A 16,316-nucleotide genomic window follows, 5' to 3' on the forward strand; every position below is an offset into this window, starting at 1 on the left:
GCCCGCGGCATCTTCGTGCGCGCGTAGCGTGCCGAGGAATCGCGTTGTACCGGGCAACCAGCAAGCAGCGGTGGTGAGTTGTGCCCCCTCGCAAGGACGCCGACCCCTCGGCCAGTGTCCCGTGCTTCTACGGCGCCGAGCTGCGATCGCCGTGGACGCCCATGTGTACGTACGCCTTGGTCATCGGGTCGAGTCGGTGTGCGGCGGGAGATTCGGCAGTGTGAACAGGTCGTCCACCGTGTACCCGTCCAGCGGGGGCATGCGTCAGCGGCTCTGCTCGATGGACTCGGCGGTCATGATTCCTCCCATGGGCGGGATTTTTCGGCCTGCCAGTCCACGGTAACGGCGATATCCCGATCACGTCATCACAAAGGGTGACCGACCCGCCCCTGCCCCCCGGCAGTGGTAGCTGCCCTCCTCGCCCGAAGGCCCCCGCCCCTTGGCGACTACGCTTGGAGGCCGACCGAGCCCCGACCCGGGGATGCACAGAGCAGGAGTGAGATGGCCGCCAACCTCGTCAATCTGGAAGCCGTCGACAAGGTGTACGGGACGCGTGCGCTGCTCGACGGCGTGTCCCTCGGCGTCAACGAGGGCGACCGGATCGGCGTCGTGGGTCGTAACGGCGACGGCAAGACCACGCTGATCCGGATCCTCGCCAAGCTGGAGTCCGCCGACACCGGTCGGGTCACGCACGCCGGTGACCTGCGGTTGGGCGTGCTGACCCAGCACGATTCGCTGGACCCGGCCGCCACCATCCGGCACGAGGTGATCGGTGATCTCGCCGATCACGAGTGGGCCGGCAACGCCAAGATCCGGGACGTGCTGACCGGGCTGTTCGGGGATCTGCACCTGCCGGGGTTCACGCAGGGCCTGGACACCGTCATCGGGCCGCTGTCCGGTGGTGAGCGGCGGCGGATCGCGCTGGCCAAGCTGCTGATCGCCGAGCAGGACCTGATCGTGCTGGACGAGCCGACCAACCACCTCGATGTCGAGGGGATCTCCTGGCTGGCCCGGCATCTGGCGGCGCGGCGTTCCGCGCTCGTCGTCGTCACCCACGACCGGTGGTTCCTGGACCAGGTCGCGACGCGGATGTGGGACGTCCAGCGCGGTGCCGTCCACGAGTACGAGGGCGGCTACTCCGACTACGTCTTCGCGCGGGCCGAGCGGGAGCGGATCGCCGCCTCCGAGGAGGCCAAGCGGCAGAACCTGATGCGGAAGGAATTGGCGTGGCTGCGGCGTGGTGCGCCGGCGCGGACCAGCAAGCCGCGGTTCCGGATCGAGGCGGCCAACGAGCTGATCGCGGACGTGCCGCCGCCGCGGGACAACGCCGAGCTGATGAAGTTCGCCAGTTCAAGGTTGGGCAAGACGGTCTTCGAGTTGGAGGGCGTCACCGTCCAGGCCGGGCCGAAGGTGCTGCTCAAGCACCTGACGTGGCAGCTGGGCCCGGGTGACCGGATCGGTCTGGTCGGTGTCAACGGCGCGGGCAAGACCTCGCTGCTGCGGACGCTGGAGGCCGCCGCCCGCAGTGGGGGCGAGCAGCAGCCGGCGGCCGGCAAGGTCGTGGTCGGCAAGACCGTCAAGCTCGCCTACCTCTCGCAGGAGGTCGCCGAGCTCAACCCCGCGCTGCGGGTGCTGGAGGCCGTCCAGCAGGTCCGCGACCGGGTCGACCTCGGCAAGGGCCGGGAGATGACGGCGGGGCAGCTGTGCGAGAAGTTCGGGTTCACGAAGGAGAAGCAGTGGACGCCGGTCGGAGACCTCTCCGGCGGTGAGCGGCGGCGGTTGCAGATCCTGCGGCTGCTGATGGACGAGCCGAACGTCCTGTTCCTGGACGAGCCGACCAACGATCTCGACATCGAGACGCTGACGCAGCTGGAGGACCTGCTCGACGGCTGGCCCGGCTCGATGATCGTCATCAGCCACGACCGGTACTTCGTGGAGCGGACGACGGACCGGGTGTTCGCGCTGCTGGGCGACGCGGCGCTGCGGATGCTGCCGCGCGGCCTGGACGAGTACCTGGAGCGCCGGCAGAAGGTGATCGAGGCGGCGACGCCGGCGCCCGCCCAGCCGGCCGCCGCGGCGCCCAAGAAGCCGGCCGCCGTCAACCGCGCGGCGCAGAAGGAGCTCCAGCGGATCGAGCGCCAACTGGACAAGATCGGGGAGAAGGAGGCGGCGCTGCACGCGCAGATGGCCGAGCACGCCACCGACTTCGAGAAGATCGCCGGACTGGACGCGCAGCTGCGCGAACTGGGTGGGCAGCGCGAGGAGTTGGAGCTGCGCTGGCTGGAGCTGGCCGAGGACGCGTAGGCCCTTGTCGGCCACCGGTCCGGGGTCCGGGACAGGGGCGGCAATCGGCCCCGATTGGACGGGATTCCCGCGTTCCGGTGGTCTTCTCCCCCCTAAGGGGCGCGCATCGGCGGCCGAGCGTGTAGCTTCCCGGGAACACACGGAGCGAGACTGGGCAGTCGGGGAGTTGAGGGGGTCCGCTCGATGGGCGTGCGGCTCATGGTCGTCGACGATCACCGCCTGCTCGCCGAGGCGCTCGCCTCGGCCCTGAAGCTGCGGGGGCACCGGGTGCTGGCGGCCGCCGCGCCCAGCGCCGGGGCCGCGGAACTGGTGGTCAGCCGGTCGCCGGAGGTGTGTCTGCTGGGCACCGCGGGGCCGGCCGAGCCGGGTGTCTTCGACCCGGTCGTCCGGATCAAGAAGGAACGGCCGCAGATCGCGGTGGTGGTGCTCGGGCCGGTGCCCAGCCCGCGCGGGATCGCCGCCGCCTTCGCCGCCGGGGCCTCCGGTTACGTCCGCAACGACGAGCGCATCGAGGGCGTCGAGCGGGCGATGCTCAAGGCGCGGGCGGGCGAGGCGGCGGTCGCCCCGCAACTGCTCCAGCAGGCGTTCGGGGAGCTGCTGCACCCCGCCGTCCAGCCCGACGACGAGGGGGCGCGGCTGCTCCAGCTCCTCACCCCGCGCGAGGTGGAGGTGCTGATCCGGGTCGCGGAGGGCGAGGACACCCGGGTGATCGCGGCCGGCATGGCGATCGCCCCGAGCACCGCCCGCACCCACGTCCAGCGGGTGCTGATGAAGCTGGAGGTGGGCTCCCGGTTGGAGGCGGCCGCGCTGGCCGCCCGGACCGGCCTGCTGGAACGCGTCCAGCGGTCCCGGTCGGGCCAGGGCCCGTCGGGCGGGTCGGGGCCGGAGCGGTCCACCCGGTCCTAGGACCGGGCGCCGGGCTTCTCCGGGAGGTCCGGAAGGTCCTCCGCGGCGGTTGGGACGGTGGGCCGCAGCTTCAGCCACACCAGGAAGGACAGGCCGAGCGCGAGCATGCCCAGGCCGGTCCAGAGGTTGATGTTGATGCCCTGGGCCTTGCGCAGGTCGGCGTCGGAGGCGGTGAGTCCGGCGATGGTGACCAGCACGCCGTAGACGACGAACAGGCCGCCGATGACGCGCCGGATGTCGAAGAGCCGGGTCGCGGTGGCCGACGTGCGCTCCAACTCGCTCACTTCGTTGTGCAGTTCGGACATGGCGTGGTCTCCGGTCAGAGCGAGTAGGGCAGGTAGCAGAGTGCGGCGAGGACGACGGCTCCCCAGCCGAGCAGCGCGGGCTTGCGGTACCAGGCGGCGTCACCCTCGGCGATGGGGTATCCCCTGCTCGAACGAAGTCGAGAGCTTGGGGAAGGCTCCTCAAGGCCCGGCGTGGTCGTTCCCCACACCAGCCCGGCCAGCTCGGCCTCCGGCTTGGGCTCGGTGAAGAGCGTGACGACGACCATGACGAGCGCGCCCGCGACGAAGCCGACGATCGCGGAGACGAAGTTGGCGCCCTGGTCGGTGGGGATGGCGATGATGCCCTGCTTGTAGATCCAGAAGTAGTTGAGCATCGCGGCGGTGGTGCCGGCGAGCAGGCCCCAGACACCGGACTTCACCGAGGCCCGCTTCCAGAACATGCCGATGATGAAGACCACGAACATCGGCACGTTGAAGAAGGAGAACAGGGTCTGGAGGTAGCCCATGATGTTGGAGAACGACGAGGCGATGAAGGCGGTGCCGATCGAGGCCAGTACGCCGATGGCGGTGATCAGCCGGCCGAAGCGCAGGTAGTACCCGTCGGGCCGGCCCGGCTTCACGTACTTGGCCCAGATGTCGTACGTGAAGACGGTGTTGAAGGACGAGACGTTGGCGGCCATGCCGGCCATGAAGGCGGCGAGCAGGCCGGTGACGGCGATGCCCAGTACGCCGTTGGGCAGCAGCTCCTGCATGAGGTAGGGGATCGCGTCGTTGTACTGCAGGCCGCCCGGGGCGCCGATCTTCGGGACGAGGACGGCGGCGACCAGGCCCGGGATCATCACCAGGAAGACGATGAACATCTTCGGGAAGGCGGCGATGAGGGGGGTGCGCTGGGCGGCGGAGAGGTTCTTCGCGGACAGCGCGCGCTGCACTTCGGCGAAGTTGGTGGTCCAGTAGCCGAAGGAGAGCACGAAGCCCAGGCCGAGGATGATCGTCAGCCAGTTGGCGCCCAGCGGGTTGGCCTGGCCGATGCCCGTACCGCCCCAGGCCGTCAGGAAGTTGTGGCCGTGCGACGAGGTGAGCGAGTGGCTCAGGCCGCCCCAGCCGCCGACCCGCTTGAGGCCGAGGACGACCAGCGGGATGAGCGCGGCGAGGATCACGAAGAACTGCAGCACCTCGTTGTAGATCGCCGAGGAGAGTCCGCCGACGGTGATGTAGGCGAGGACGAAGAGCCCGGCGACGACGATGGCCACCCACTGCGGCCAGCCGAGCAGCGCCTCGACGACGATCGACAGGGCGTAGAGGTTGACGCCCGCGATCAGGACGGCGGCGAAGGCGAAGAGTATCGAGCTGAGCAGGTGCGCCGACCTGTCGAAGCGCTGGAGCAGGAACTCCGGTACGGAGCGGACCTTCGAGCGGTAGTAGAAGGGCATCATGACCAGGCCGAGGAAGACCATGGCCGGGATGGCGCCGATCCAGTACCAGTGGACGACCGCGACGCCGTACTGCGCGCCGGTGGCCGCCATCCCGAGGATCTCGGTGGCGCCGAGGTTGGCGGCGACGAAGGCGAGCCCGGTGACCCAGGCGGGCAGCGACCGCCCGGACAGGAAGAAGTCCAGGCTCGTCTTCACGCTGCGCCGGGCGGCGAAGCCGATGCCGAGGACGACGACGAAGTAGATGGCCAAGATCGCGTAGTCGAGCCCGTTGGTCGGGAGTCGTAGCCCGTCGGCCAGAGTGATCATGGGCCCTCTTTCCGGGGAGTACTGCCTTTTCGGGGGGCGCAGCGGTGTGCGCGAAGCGAACGCACAAAAACGTACGCACAGTCGTCCGAAAACTGAATAGTTTTGTTTGATTCAGTTGTTGGATCATGGGCGATGGTTTTTGAATGTGTCGCTATTTATCCGTTATGGCCGTTATCTGAGGCCGTGGGGTCGCGCCATGAACCCAACGGAGCGATCAACGTCGCGCGTTGACGATGGTGTTCGATTGTGCTTCATTGTGTTTGTTTGTGTTTGGGTGGTGTGGCCGCCATGGTGAGGAGCTCCCGGTGAAGAAGACGACGACCCGGCTCGCGGACGGCCGGGAGCTGATCTACTACGACGCGTCCGACGACACCGTCCGCACCGCCACCGACCCCCGCCCCCTCGACCCGGTCGCCACCGCCGCCGAGGTCCGCGCCGACCCGCTGCTCGGCGACGCCGTCGCGATCGCCTCCCACCGCCAGGGCCGCACCTACCACCCGCCGGCCGACGAGTGCCCGCTGTGCCCCTCGCGCGAGGGCCGGCACACCGAGATCCCCGCCGACGGCTACGACGTCGCCGTCTTCGAGAACCGCTTCCCCTCCCTGGCTGGCGAGCACGGCCGCTGCGAGGTGGTCTGCTTCACCCCCGACCACGACGCCTCGTTCGCCGACCTCACCGAGGACCAGGCCGCCCTCGTCCTCGACGCCTGGACCGACCGCACCGCCGAGCTCTCCCGGCGCCCCGGCGTCGCCCAGGTCTTCTGCTTCGAGAACCGCGGCGCCGAGATCGGCGTCACCCTCGGCCACCCGCACGGCCAGATCTACGCCTATCCCTTCGTCACCCCGCGCACCGAGCGGATGCTGGCCTCGCTCGCCGCGCACCGCGAGGCCACCGGCCGCAACCTCTTCGACGACGTCGTCGCGCGCGAACGCGCCGACGGCCGCCGGGTCGTCCTCGACGGCGACCACTGGGTCGCCTTCGTCCCGTACGCCGCCCACTGGCCCTACGAGGTGCACCTCTACCCCAGGCGCCGGGTCCCCGACCTGGTCGCCCTCGACGAGCCCGCCCGCACAGAGTTCCCACAGATCTACCTGGAAGTCTTGCGGCGGTTCGACCGGATCTTCGGCCCGGAAGCGCCCCCGACGCCGTACATCTCCGCCTGGCACCAGGCGCCCGTACACGCCGCGGACCGCTCCCAATTCGCGCTCCACCTAGAGCTCTTCACCGTCCGCAGGACTTCCGGCAAGCTGAAGTTCCTCGCGGGTTCCGAGTCCGGCATGAACGTGTTCATCAACGACGTGCCGCCGGAGATCGCGGCCGACCGACTGCGAGAGGCAGCGAGCAAGCCATGAGCAAGTACCTGGTGACGGGCGGAGCGGGCTACGTGGGCAGCGTGGTGGCCCAGCACCTGCTGGAGGCCGGACACACCGTCACGGTCCTCGACAACCTCAGCACCGGCTTCCGCGCCGCCGTCCCGGCCGGCGCCGCGTTCGTCGAGGGCGACCTCCACGACGCCGCCCGCTGGCTCGACGCCTCCTACGACGCGGTCCTGCACTTCGCGGCGTTCTCCCAGGTCGGCGAGTCCGTGGCCAAGCCCGAGAAGTACTGGCAGAACAACGTCGGCGGCAGCATGGCGCTGCTCGCCGCGATGCGCACCGCCGGCGTGCGCACCCTCGTCTTCTCCTCCACCGCCGCGACCTACGGCGAGCCGGTCGGCACCCCGATCACCGAGACCGACCCGACCGCCCCCACCTCGCCCTACGGCGCCAGCAAGCTCGCCGTCGACCACATGATCGGCGGCGAGGCCGCCGCGCACGGCCTGGCCGCCGTCTCGCTGCGCTACTTCAACGTCGCCGGCGCCTACCGCGGCTGCGGCGAGCGCCACGACCCCGAGTCGCACCTCATCCCGCTGGTCCTCCAGGTCGCCCAGGGCCGCCGCGAGGCGATCTCCGTCTACGGCGACGACTACCCGACCCCGGACGGCACCTGCGTGCGCGACTACATCCACGTCGCCGACCTCGCCGAGGCCCACCTCCTCGCCCTTGAGGCGGCCCGCCCGGGCGAACACCTCATCTGCAACCTCGGCAACGGCAACGGCTTCTCGGTCCGCGAGGTGATCGAGACCGTCCGCAAGGTCACCGGCCACCCCGTCCCCGAGGTCGCCGCCCCGCGCCGCCCCGGGGACCCCGCCGTCCTGGTCGCCTCCGCACGGACCGCCACCGACCGCCTCGGCTGGCGCCCCACCCGCACCGACCTGGCCGGAATCGTCGCCGACGCCTGGGAGTTCGCGCAGGCCACCGCCGGCCCGGAGACCTCCCATCCGGAAAACTCCCGCCCGTCCGGCGTTTGAGGACCAAGGGCCGGGGCGGAGCCCCGAGCCGACAGCACGAAGGAACCCACGTGACAGACACGGCGCACGGCGCACGGCAAACGGCGGCGGCCTTCCGCGCCGTGTACGGGGCGGAGCCCACCGGCATCTGGGCGGCCCCCGGCCGGGTCAACCTGATCGGTGAACACACCGACTACAACGACGGCTTCGTGATGCCGCTGGCCCTCCCGCACACCACCCTCGCCGCCGCCGCACCCCGCACCGACGGGGTGCTGCGGCTGCACTCCGCCGGCGCCGACGGCGGCGTCGTCGAGCTGCGCCTCGACGAGCTCCGCCCGCCGTCCGCCGGGGCCGGCTGGGCCGCCTACCCGGCGGGCGTGGCCTGGGCGATGCGGGCGGCCGGCCTGCCGGTCGGCGGCGCCGACCTGCACTACACCAGCACCGTCCCGCTCGGCGCCGGCCTCTCCTCCTCGGCCGCCCTGGAGGTCGCCACCGCGCTCGCCCTCGACGACCTGCACGGCCTGGGGCTGCCCCGCGAGGAGCTGGCCCGGCTCGCCCAGCGCGCCGAGAACGCCTTCGTCGGCGTGCCCTGCGGGATCATGGACCAGACCGCCGCCGCCTGCTGCACCGCCGGCCACGCCCTCTTCCTCGACACCCGCGACCTCACCCGCCGCCACGTTCCGTTCGATTTGGCGGCGGAGGGGCTGTGCCTCCTCGTCGTCGACACCCGGGTCCGCCATCAACTGGGCGACGGCGCATACGCGGAGCGGCGCGCCGGATGCGAACGCGGCGCGCGGGCGCTCGGCGTGCGTGCGCTGCGCGACGTCCCGTACGCGCATCTGTCCGCGGCCCTGGACACGCTCGCCGGCGACCCGGTCGTCCAGGCCCTGGTCCGCCACATCGTCACCGAGAACCACCGGGTGGAACAGACCGTCGCCCATCTCGACGCCGGTCACCCCCGTGCCATCGGCCCCCTGCTCACCGCCGGACACGCCTCCCTCCGCGACGACTTCAAGATCTCCTGCGCCGAACTCGACCTCGCCGTCGACACCGCCCGCGCCGCCGGCGCGCTCGGCGCCCGGATGACCGGTGGCGGCTTCGGCGGCTCCGCCCTCGTCCTCGTCGACGAGGACGCCGCACCGGCGGTCACCGAGGCGCTGTACGCGGCGTTCGCCGCCGCCGGCCACACCGCCCCGCGGATCTTCCCGGCCGTCCCGGGCCCCGGCGCCCACCGCCTGGCGGTGTAGGCCCCGTCAACCTCCCGCCTGCCGCCGTGCGCCCCCGCCACTTTCGTCAATCACCTTCCCCCGCCGCACCCCGTCCGTACGCTGTCACCAGCGCCGGTGGGGGCCGGTGTCGACCAGGGGGCGAGACCGTGGGGGAGCACGCCCGGGGCGGGTGGCCGGGGCCGCGGCGTCAGCCGTGCGGCTGAGGCGATCTTCAAACCGGGCGCCGGGCCCGCTATGGTCCGTTCACCGAGACAGGGGGTCTCTGTGCAACGAATCCGGGTTCTGGTGGTCGACGACCACCGCATCTTCGCCGAATCCCTGGCGGCCGCACTGGCCGCGGAGGTGGACGTGGACGTCGCCGCGGCGGGCAGCGCCCCGGCGGCGCTGCGCACACTGGACCGGGCCGCCTCCGACGGCCGCCGCTTCGATGTCCTGCTCGCCGACGCCGACCTGGCCGCACCGCTGCTCGCGGTGCCCGCCCAGGGGACCGCCCGCGACGGCGCGCCCCGTGAGAGCCCGCCCCGCGGCGGCCCGATGGACGGCATCGCGCTCGTCTCCGGCCTGCGCACCAGCCACCCGTACCTGCGGACCGTGGTCCTCGCCGACCGCGACGACCCGCGCCGGGCCGCCGCCGCCCTCCAGGCCGGTGCCTCCGGCTGGGTCGCCAAGGACTCCTCGCTCTCCCGGCTGCTGGCCGTCATCCGCGGCGTCCTGCGCGACGAGACGCATCTGCCGCCCGCCCTGCTCACCGGCGTCCTGCGGGAGCTGACCGCGGCCCGCAAGCACCGCACCGAGAGCGAACGGCTGGTGGAGTCGCTGACCCCGCGCGAACGCGAGGTGCTGCGCTGCATGGTCGCGGGGCTGGGCCGCAAGGCGGTCGCCGAGCGGCTCTTCCTCTCCCCGCACACCGTCCGCACCCACATGCAGAACGTGCTGGGCAAGCTCGGCGTGCACTCCACCCTCGCCGCGGTCGCCCTGGCGCGCCGGGCCGGCGTCGGCCCCGCCGAGCTCGAAGGGGCCGCGGCGGGCCCGCTGACGGTGCCCTGACCCCCGGCCCCGGCCCGACGGCCCGGACGGATCACCCCGCGGCGCCCCCACCGCCCTCCGGACCCGGACCGGTCAGCACGGCCACGCCCCGGGCGGCCAGCTCCACCCGCGTCACCGCCGCCGCCCGGGGCGCCAGAGCGTCCCGCAGCGGCTCCGGCAGCGGCACCTCCACCGCCCGGCACCCGTGGTTGAGCAGGAACACATACCGGCCCCCGGCGCCCTCCCGCACCGTCGCCTGCACCCTTGCCGGCAGCCCCGGCAGCACCGGCGCCACTCCCGCCGCGGCCCGCACGTCGTCCAACAGGGCCCGCAGCAGCGCCGGTTCGAGCCGGGTGCCCAGGTACCAGGCCGTGCCCCGCCCGTAGTCGTGCCGGGTCACCGCGGGCCGCCCGGCCAGCTCCCCGTCCAGGAACCGCGCCACCACCTCCGCGCCCGCCGGCACGATCTCCTCCGTCCACAGGTCGGCCCGCCCGCCGTGGGCTCCCGCACCCCCCACCGCCACCGACGCCCCCTCCGCCAGCGGCCAGAACTCCGCCACCCGCAGCCCCAGGAGTTCCCGCAGCGGGCCCGGATAGCCCCCGGGGTGCACCCGGTCGCACGCGTCGACGATCCCCGAGAAGAACGACACCACCAGGTGGCCGCCGCCCCGGACGTACGCCGCCAGCCGCGCCGCGTGGTCGGCCGTCAGCAGGTACAGGTTGGGCACCACCACCATCGGGTACGGCGTGAGGTCCCGGTCCGGCGGCACCACGTCGCACGCCACCCCCGCCTCGAACAGCGGGCGGTAGTGCGCCAGCGCGCTGTGCGAGTGGTCCAGCGCGGCGGACGGCCGGGAGTCCAGCTCCAGGGCCCACCAGCTCTGCCAGTCCGCCAGCAGCGCCACCGAAGCCCGCGACCGGGTCCCCTCGATCCCCGGCACCGCCGCCAACTCCCGCCCCAGCTCGCACACCTCACGGAAGATCCGGGTGTCCGTCCCGCCGTGCGGCAGCATCGCCGAGTGGAACTTCTCCGCCCCGCCCCTCGACTGCCGCCACTGGAAGAACAGCACCGCGTCCGCGCCCTGCGCCACCGCCTGCCAGCTCCACAGCCGCATCGCGCCGGGCGGCTTGGGCCCGTTGCGGGGCCGCCAGTTGACCGCGCCGGCCGCCTGCTCCAGCAGCAGCCACGGCTGCCCGCCGCGCGCCGACCGCATCAGGTCGAAGACGTAACCCGCCCGGACGTGGTCGTCCGGCACGTACGGGTCCTGGTAGAAGTCCAGCGCCACCACGTCCATCGACGGCGCCCAGCCGAACGCGTCCACCGGTTTGTGCTGCGGCATCAGATTGGTGGTCACCGGCACCCCCGGCGTCAGCCGGTCGAGCACCGCCCGCTCGGCCAGATAGCAGTCCTTCAGCGCCTGGTCGCCGAACCGCAGATAGTCCAGCTGCTGCGCCGGATTGGCGAACGTCGGCGCGGTCCGCGGCGGCAGCACCTCCGCGAAGTCCCCGTACGCCTGCGACCAGAACGACGTCGACCAGGCGTCGTTGAGCGCCGCGACGGTCCCGTAGCGCTCCCGCAGCCAGCGCCGGAAGTCCTGCGCCGACACGTCGCAGAAGCACTGCCGGGTGTGGCACCCGTACTCGTTGCCCACGTGCCACATGGCCAGCGCCGGATGGTCGGCGTACCGGGTCGCCAACTGCTCCACCAGCCGCACCGCGTGCGCCCGGTACACCGGGCTGGACGGGCAGAAGTGCTGCCGCGCGCCCGGCCAGCGGCGCTGCCCGTCCGGCCCCTCCGGCAGGATCTCCGGGTGCGCCCGGCTCAACCACGGCGGCGGCGACGCGGTCATGGTCGCCAGACACACCTCGATCCCGGCGCCCGCCAGCCCGTCCAGCACCCGGTCGAACCACCCGAAGTCCCATTCCCCCGGCCGGGGTTCGACCTTCGCCCAGGAGAAGATCCCGGCCGTGACCATGGTGACGTGGGCCGCCTTCATCAGCTCCAGGTCCTCGGCCCACACCTCCTCCGGCCACTGCTCGGGGTTGTAGTCGCCGCCGAATCGGATGCCCATCGGACCCCCTGGCTCGCATACGGGATTCCGGCGCCGGGCGGCCCTGGGGCACACCGCGGCGCCACGTCACGGGCGCCGCCCGCCACGACCGCCCGTGGAGCGCCGTCCCCTTCAGGTCTGCCTCACGAGGAGTTCTTGTACACACTCCAGCCGCCGTCCACGACCAGGCTCGCCCCCGTCACGAACGACGCCTCCTCGGACAGCAGGAACGCGATGGCCGCCGCGACCTCCTCGGGCCGCCCCAGCCGCCGGGCCGCCGTCTCCGCCGCGCTGGCCCGCCGCTGCTCCTCGTCGATGCCGTCCCACGCGGCGGTCAGCACCGGCCCCGGCAGCACGCAGTTGACCCGCACCTCGGGCCCGTACTCCACCGCCAGCTGCCGCCCCAGACCGGTCAGGCCCGCCTTGGACGCCGCGTACGCCGGCCGCCCCGGCAGCCCCACCAGCGCGTGCACCGACGACGTCAGCACCACCGCGCCGCCGCGCGCCCGCAGGTCCGCCAGGACCGCCCGCACGCCCAGGAACGCCCCGGTCAGATTCACCCCCAACTGCCGGTCCCAGTCCTCCGGCGAGGTCCGGTCGGCCGGTGCCATGTGCGGCAGGTAGGCGTTGCTGACCAGGCCGTCGACCGGCCCGTAGCGGGTGTGTGCCGCGGCCACGGCCCGCCGCCAGTCGTCCTCGCCGGCCACGTCGCAGTGCTCGTAGGAGGCCCGTCCACCGGCCGCCCGGATGCGTCGCGCGGTGCGTTCCCCGCGGGCGTCGTCGATGTCCAGCAGCAGCACCGCGGCGCCCTCGGCCGCCAACCGGTCCGCGGTCGCCGCTCCGATGCCGCCGGCGGCCCCGGTCACCAGCACCGTCCGCCCCGCGAACCGCCGCCTCCGTCTGCCCCCGCCGCCGTAGTACGGACCTACTGGCGCCCCGTCCGTCCCCTGCTGGCTCATGCCATGATCCAAGCCCACCCCGGGCCGGCCCGGCAAGAGGACGCCGGTCGCGTGGACCTATGGCCTTATGGCCCTATGGCCTTAACTCGGCACGTTGTCAAACGGTCCGGTCAACCGACGCAGCAGACCGGCCAATTCGTGGCGCTGCGTGCGCGACAGCTCGGCCAGAATGGCGCGCTCCTGTGTCAGCAGCGCGGCCAGCGACTCGTCGGCCTTGTCACGGCCGTTGGCCGTCAGGCGGACCAGCACGCCGCGCCGGTCGCTGGGGTCCGGCAGACGCTCCACCAACTCCTTCTTGGCGAGCCGGTCGATGCGGTTGGTCATCGTGCCGGAGGTGACCAGCGTCTGGGTGAGCAGTGCGCCGGGGGAGAGCTGGTAGGGCGCGCCGGCGCGCCGCAGCGCGGTCAGCACGTCGAACTCCCAGGGCTCCAGGCCCACCTCGGAGAACGCGAGACGGCGGGCCCGGTCGAGGTGCCTGGCCAGCCTGGAGACGCGACTGAGGACCTCCAGTGGCTCCACGTCGAGGTCCGGGCGCTCGCGGCGCCATGCTGCGACCAGTCGATCGACCTCGTCCTCCATGGCGATCAGTGTAAAGGGTCTGTCGACGTAAAGTCTCTTGATGGCAAGCATCTCGACGTCGAGATATATTTTACTGGACTACTGGGCATCGTGGCCGCGAGCTCGGAATCCATTCGAGATGGCCAGAAGTCGACCGAACACTGTTCGGATCGATGCACCGCAAACCCGTGCCGGCCCTGTACGAGCAAAGGGGTTATCGAACATGCACGACGTACCGACCTGGGATCCGCAGCAGTATCTCCACCACTCCGGTCACCGCACCCGGCCCTTCCACGACCTGCTCCCCCGGATACCGCAACTTCCCCGCCCCGACCGCCCCGCCCGGATCGCCGATCTCGGCTGCGGCCCCGGCAATGTCACCGTCCAGATCGCCGACCGCTGGCCGGACGCGCACATCACCGGCTTCGACAACTCTCCCGAGATGCTCAAGGAGGCCGAGTCCTACGCCGGCCCGACCCCCGGTGGCGGCCACCTGGACTTCGCCCCCGGCGACGCCGCCACCTGGACTCCCGAAGAGCCCTACGACCTGATCGTCTCCAACGCGGCCCTGCAATGGGTCCCCAACCACCCGGATTCCTTCGCCCGCTGGATCGACGCCCTCACCCCCGGCGGCACCTTCGCCTTCCAGGTCCCGGGCAACTTCACCTCGCCCAGCCACGCCCTCCTGGGCGAACTGTGCGACTCGCCCCAGTGGCGCGACCGGCTCGACCGGCACGGCCGCCGCTTCGTCCACATCCTCGAACCCGCCGACTACCTGCGGCGCCTGACCGACCTCGGCTGCTCCACCGACGTGTGGGAGACCACCTACGTCCAACTGCTCCAGGGCGACGACCCGGTCCTCGACTGGGTCAAGGGCACGGCCCTGCGCCCCGTCCTCACCGCCCTCGAAGACGATCCGGAGGCCCGCGACGCCTTCCTCGCCGAATACCGCGACGCCCTGCGCCGCGCCTACCCGACCGGCCGCCACGGCACGGTCTTCCCGTTCCGCCGCATCTTCGCCGTAGCCCAGAAGACCACCCACTGACCGGACGCTCCGCAATGAGCACCGGCCTCGACCACATCCAGCTCGCCGCCGGCCTGGGGAGGCAGGAGAAGGCTGCTGGTTCGAGGCCGGCGCGGATCCGCGCGGCGCCCTGCGCGCCGGTACGGCGCGGCCCCTCGGCGGGGCGACCTCAGTTCTTGCGGTGCCCTATCAACCGCGGCTTGGGCTCCAGATTCCCCAGCCCGTGCCACGCCAGGTTCACCAGGTGCGCCGCCACCTCCGCCTTCTTCGGCTTGCGGGTGTCGACCCACCACTGGCCGGTCAGGGCCACCATGCCGACCAGGGCCTGCGCGTACAGCGGCGCCAGCTTCGGATCGAAGCCGCGGGCCTTGAACTCCAGGCCCAGGATGTCCTCGACCTGCGTGGCGATATCGCTGATCAGCGACGCGAAGGTGCCCGTCGACTGGGCGACGGGGGAGTCGCGGACGAGGATCCGGAAGCCGTCGGTGAACGTCTCGATGTAGTCGAGCAGCGCGAACGCCGCCTGTTCGAGGAGCTCCCGCGGATGCCCCGCGGTCAGCGCGCCGGTCACCATGTCCAGCAGCTGCCGCATCTCGCGGTCCACGACCACCGCGTACAGCCCCTCCTTGCCGCCGAAGTGCTCGTAGACCACCGGCTTGGAGACCCCGGCCTTCGCCGCGATCTCCTCCACCGACGTGCCCTCGTAGCCGCGCTCGGCGAAGAGCGTGCGGCCGATGTCCAGCAACTGCTCACGGCGCTCCGCGCCGGTCATCCGCACCCGCCGGGCCCGCCGGCCCCCCGAGGACGCGGACCCGGAGGACTTTCCCTTGCTGCCGTTGTTCGCACTGCTGTCGATCGCCACTCGTCAATCATGCCCCCAGCGGGGCCCTCTCCTCGCCCCGGGCGCCGTCCTGGCGGCGGGCGTCGAGCCGGTCCGCGGTGGGCCACCGCACGTCGTACGCCCATCCCGCAAGCTCGCACCAGCGGATCAGCCGGGCGCTGGAGTCCAGCTGCCCCTTCAGCACGCCGTGCCGGGCGCAGGTCGGGTCGGCGTGGTGCAGGTTGTGCCAGGACTCGCCGCAGGACAGGACCGCGAGCCACCAGACGTTGCCGGAGCGGTCGCGGGACTTGAAGGGGCGCTTGCCGACCGCGTGGCAGATGGAGTTGATCGACCACGTGACGTGGTGCAGCAGCGCCACCCGGACCAGGGAACCCCAGAAGAACGCGGTCAGCGCGCCCTGCCAGGACCATGTCACCAGCCCGCCGACCAGCGGCGGGATCAGCAGGGACACCGTCGTCCACAGGACGAACTGGCGGGAGACCGTGCGGATCGCCCGGTCCTTGATCAGGTCCGGCGCGTACTTGTGCTGCGGCGTCTGCTCCTCGTCGAACATCCAGCCGACGTGTGCCCACCACAGGCCCTTCATCAGGGCCGGGACCGTCTCGCCGTACCGCCACGGCGAGTGCGGATCACCCTCCGCGTCGGAGAACTTGTGGTGCTTGCGGTGATCGGCGACCCAGCGGACCAGCGGCCCCTCCACCGCCATCGACCCCATGATCGCCAGCGCGATCCGCAGCGGACGCTTCGCCTTGAAGGCGCCGTGTGTGAAGTGACGGTGGAAGCCGATGGTGATGCCGTGACAACCGATGTAGTACATCGCGGTCATCAGCCCGAGGTCCAGCCAGCTCACGCCCCAGCCCCAGGCCAGTGGCACCGCGGCGACCAGGGCCAGGAACGGCACGGTGATGAACAACAGCAGGGTGATCTGTTCCAGCGATCTGCGCTGCTCGCCGCCCAGCGTCGCGGACGGCAGGGCGGAGGCGGCAGAAGAACCGGCGGGAGTGTCGAGCGGCATGGGTGACTCTTCCACGGCTTTCGGACCAGCGGTCATGTGGTGTCCCTCG

The 16,316-nt window shown here is 71.9% G+C and carries 14 protein-coding genes; 7 read left to right on the forward strand and 7 right to left on the reverse strand.

All coding sequences use genetic code 11. The features are described 5' to 3' along the window. Window positions 1-501: 501 nt before the first annotated feature. Complete coding sequence (locus SNOUR_RS23645) at window positions 502-2,304, forward strand: ABC-F family ATP-binding cassette domain-containing protein (protein WP_067350552.1); 1,803 nt, start codon at window positions 502-504, stop codon at window positions 2,302-2,304. Window positions 2,305-2,487: 183 nt separating this feature from the next. Continuing rightward, the gene (locus SNOUR_RS23650) at window positions 2,488-3,210 is read left to right on the forward strand and encodes a response regulator transcription factor (protein WP_067350555.1); all 723 of its coding nucleotides are present in this window, start codon (window positions 2,488-2,490) and stop codon (window positions 3,208-3,210) included. Here SNOUR_RS23650 and SNOUR_RS23655 read toward each other — a convergent pair. Continuing rightward, window positions 3,207-3,515 (reverse strand): hypothetical protein, encoded by a 309-nt coding sequence (locus SNOUR_RS23655; protein WP_067350557.1) that lies wholly within the window; start codon window positions 3,513-3,515, stop codon window positions 3,207-3,209. The two genes, SNOUR_RS23650 and SNOUR_RS23655, sit on opposite strands and share 4 nt — an antisense overlap. A gap of 14 nt (window positions 3,516-3,529) precedes the next feature. Continuing rightward, complete coding sequence (locus SNOUR_RS23660; protein WP_067350560.1) at window positions 3,530-5,236, reverse strand: sodium:solute symporter family protein; 1,707 nt, start codon at window positions 5,234-5,236, stop codon at window positions 3,530-3,532. A 305-nt stretch (window positions 5,237-5,541) separates the two neighbouring features. Between SNOUR_RS23660 and galT the strand changes: the two genes are divergently transcribed. From galT to SNOUR_RS23680, 4 genes are all read left to right on the forward strand, one after another. After that, window positions 5,542-6,588: a galactose-1-phosphate uridylyltransferase gene (gene galT, locus SNOUR_RS23665; protein ID WP_067350562.1), complete on the forward strand. Its 1,047-nt coding sequence runs from the start codon at window positions 5,542-5,544 to the stop codon at window positions 6,586-6,588. Next, a complete protein-coding gene (gene galE, locus SNOUR_RS23670) occupies window positions 6,585-7,586 on the forward strand; it encodes a UDP-glucose 4-epimerase GalE (RefSeq protein WP_067350565.1) in 1,002 nt (333 codons plus the stop codon). The genes galT and galE overlap by 4 nt, the downstream gene beginning before the upstream one ends. Window positions 7,587-7,636: 50 nt before the next feature. Beyond that, a complete protein-coding gene (gene galK, locus SNOUR_RS23675) occupies window positions 7,637-8,812 on the forward strand; it encodes a galactokinase (RefSeq protein ID WP_067350568.1) in 1,176 nt (391 codons plus the stop codon). A 246-nt stretch (window positions 8,813-9,058) separates the two neighbouring features. After that, window positions 9,059-9,841, forward strand: coding sequence for a response regulator transcription factor (locus SNOUR_RS23680; protein ID WP_067350571.1), 783 nt, complete (start codon window positions 9,059-9,061; stop codon window positions 9,839-9,841). Between the two features lie 31 nt (window positions 9,842-9,872). Here the strand turns inward: SNOUR_RS23680 and SNOUR_RS23685 are convergent, their stop codons facing one another. From SNOUR_RS23685 to SNOUR_RS23695, 3 genes are all read right to left on the reverse strand, one after another. Further along, complete coding sequence (locus SNOUR_RS23685) at window positions 9,873-11,891, reverse strand: beta-galactosidase (RefSeq protein ID WP_067350574.1); 2,019 nt, start codon at window positions 11,889-11,891, stop codon at window positions 9,873-9,875. Window positions 11,892-12,013: 122 nt separating this feature from the next. Next, entirely contained in the window at window positions 12,014-12,829 is an 816-nt protein-coding gene (locus tag SNOUR_RS23690; RefSeq protein WP_107407306.1) for an SDR family NAD(P)-dependent oxidoreductase, read from the reverse strand. Between the two features lie 81 nt (window positions 12,830-12,910). Then, window positions 12,911-13,408, reverse strand: a complete 498-nt coding sequence (locus SNOUR_RS23695) for a MarR family winged helix-turn-helix transcriptional regulator (protein WP_067350580.1) — start codon at window positions 13,406-13,408, stop codon at window positions 12,911-12,913. Between the two features lie 202 nt (window positions 13,409-13,610). Here SNOUR_RS23695 and SNOUR_RS23700 point away from each other — a divergent pair, with 202 nt between their 5' ends. Continuing rightward, window positions 13,611-14,432: a trans-aconitate 2-methyltransferase gene (locus SNOUR_RS23700; protein WP_067350583.1), complete on the forward strand. Its 822-nt coding sequence runs from the start codon at window positions 13,611-13,613 to the stop codon at window positions 14,430-14,432. 148 nt (window positions 14,433-14,580) lie between these two features. Here the strand turns inward: SNOUR_RS23700 and SNOUR_RS23705 are convergent, their stop codons facing one another. Continuing rightward, entirely contained in the window at window positions 14,581-15,267 is a 687-nt protein-coding gene (locus SNOUR_RS23705; RefSeq protein WP_079143526.1) for a TetR family transcriptional regulator, read from the reverse strand. A gap of 13 nt (window positions 15,268-15,280) precedes the next feature. After that, on the reverse strand, window positions 15,281-16,303 hold the full coding sequence (locus SNOUR_RS23710; protein WP_067350587.1) for an acyl-CoA desaturase: 1,023 nt from the start codon (window positions 16,301-16,303) through the stop codon (window positions 15,281-15,283). Window positions 16,304-16,316: the final 13 nt, after the last annotated feature.

Origin of the sequence: Streptomyces noursei ATCC 11455, from assembly GCF_001704275.1 — a bacterium.
GTDB classification, from domain to species: domain Bacteria; phylum Actinomycetota; class Actinomycetes; order Streptomycetales; family Streptomycetaceae; genus Streptomyces; species Streptomyces noursei.

Coding starts and splice junctions, on each gene's coding strand:
- SNOUR_RS23650 (WP_067350555.1), top strand. CDS start 2,488: ATGGGCGTGCGGCTCATGGTCGTCGACGATCACCGCCTGCTCGCCGAG.
- SNOUR_RS23700 (WP_067350583.1), top strand. CDS start 13,611: ATGCACGACGTACCGACCTGGGATCCGCAGCAGTATCTCCACCACTCC.
- SNOUR_RS23685 (WP_067350574.1), bottom strand. CDS start 11,891: ATGGGCATCCGATTCGGCGGCGACTACAACCCCGAGCAGTGGCCGGAG.
- SNOUR_RS23695 (WP_067350580.1), bottom strand. CDS start 13,408: ATGGAGGACGAGGTCGATCGACTGGTCGCAGCATGGCGCCGCGAGCGC.
- SNOUR_RS23710 (WP_067350587.1), bottom strand. CDS start 16,303: ATGACCGCTGGTCCGAAAGCCGTGGAAGAGTCACCCATGCCGCTCGAC.
- SNOUR_RS23645 (WP_067350552.1), top strand. CDS start 502: ATGGCCGCCAACCTCGTCAATCTGGAAGCCGTCGACAAGGTGTACGGG.
- galE (WP_067350565.1), top strand. CDS start 6,585: ATGAGCAAGTACCTGGTGACGGGCGGAGCGGGCTACGTGGGCAGCGTG.
- SNOUR_RS23690 (WP_107407306.1), bottom strand. CDS start 12,829: ATGAGCCAGCAGGGGACGGACGGGGCGCCAGTAGGTCCGTACTACGGC.
- SNOUR_RS23655 (WP_067350557.1), bottom strand. CDS start 3,515: ATGTCCGAACTGCACAACGAAGTGAGCGAGTTGGAGCGCACGTCGGCC.
- SNOUR_RS23660 (WP_067350560.1), bottom strand. CDS start 5,236: ATGATCACTCTGGCCGACGGGCTACGACTCCCGACCAACGGGCTCGAC.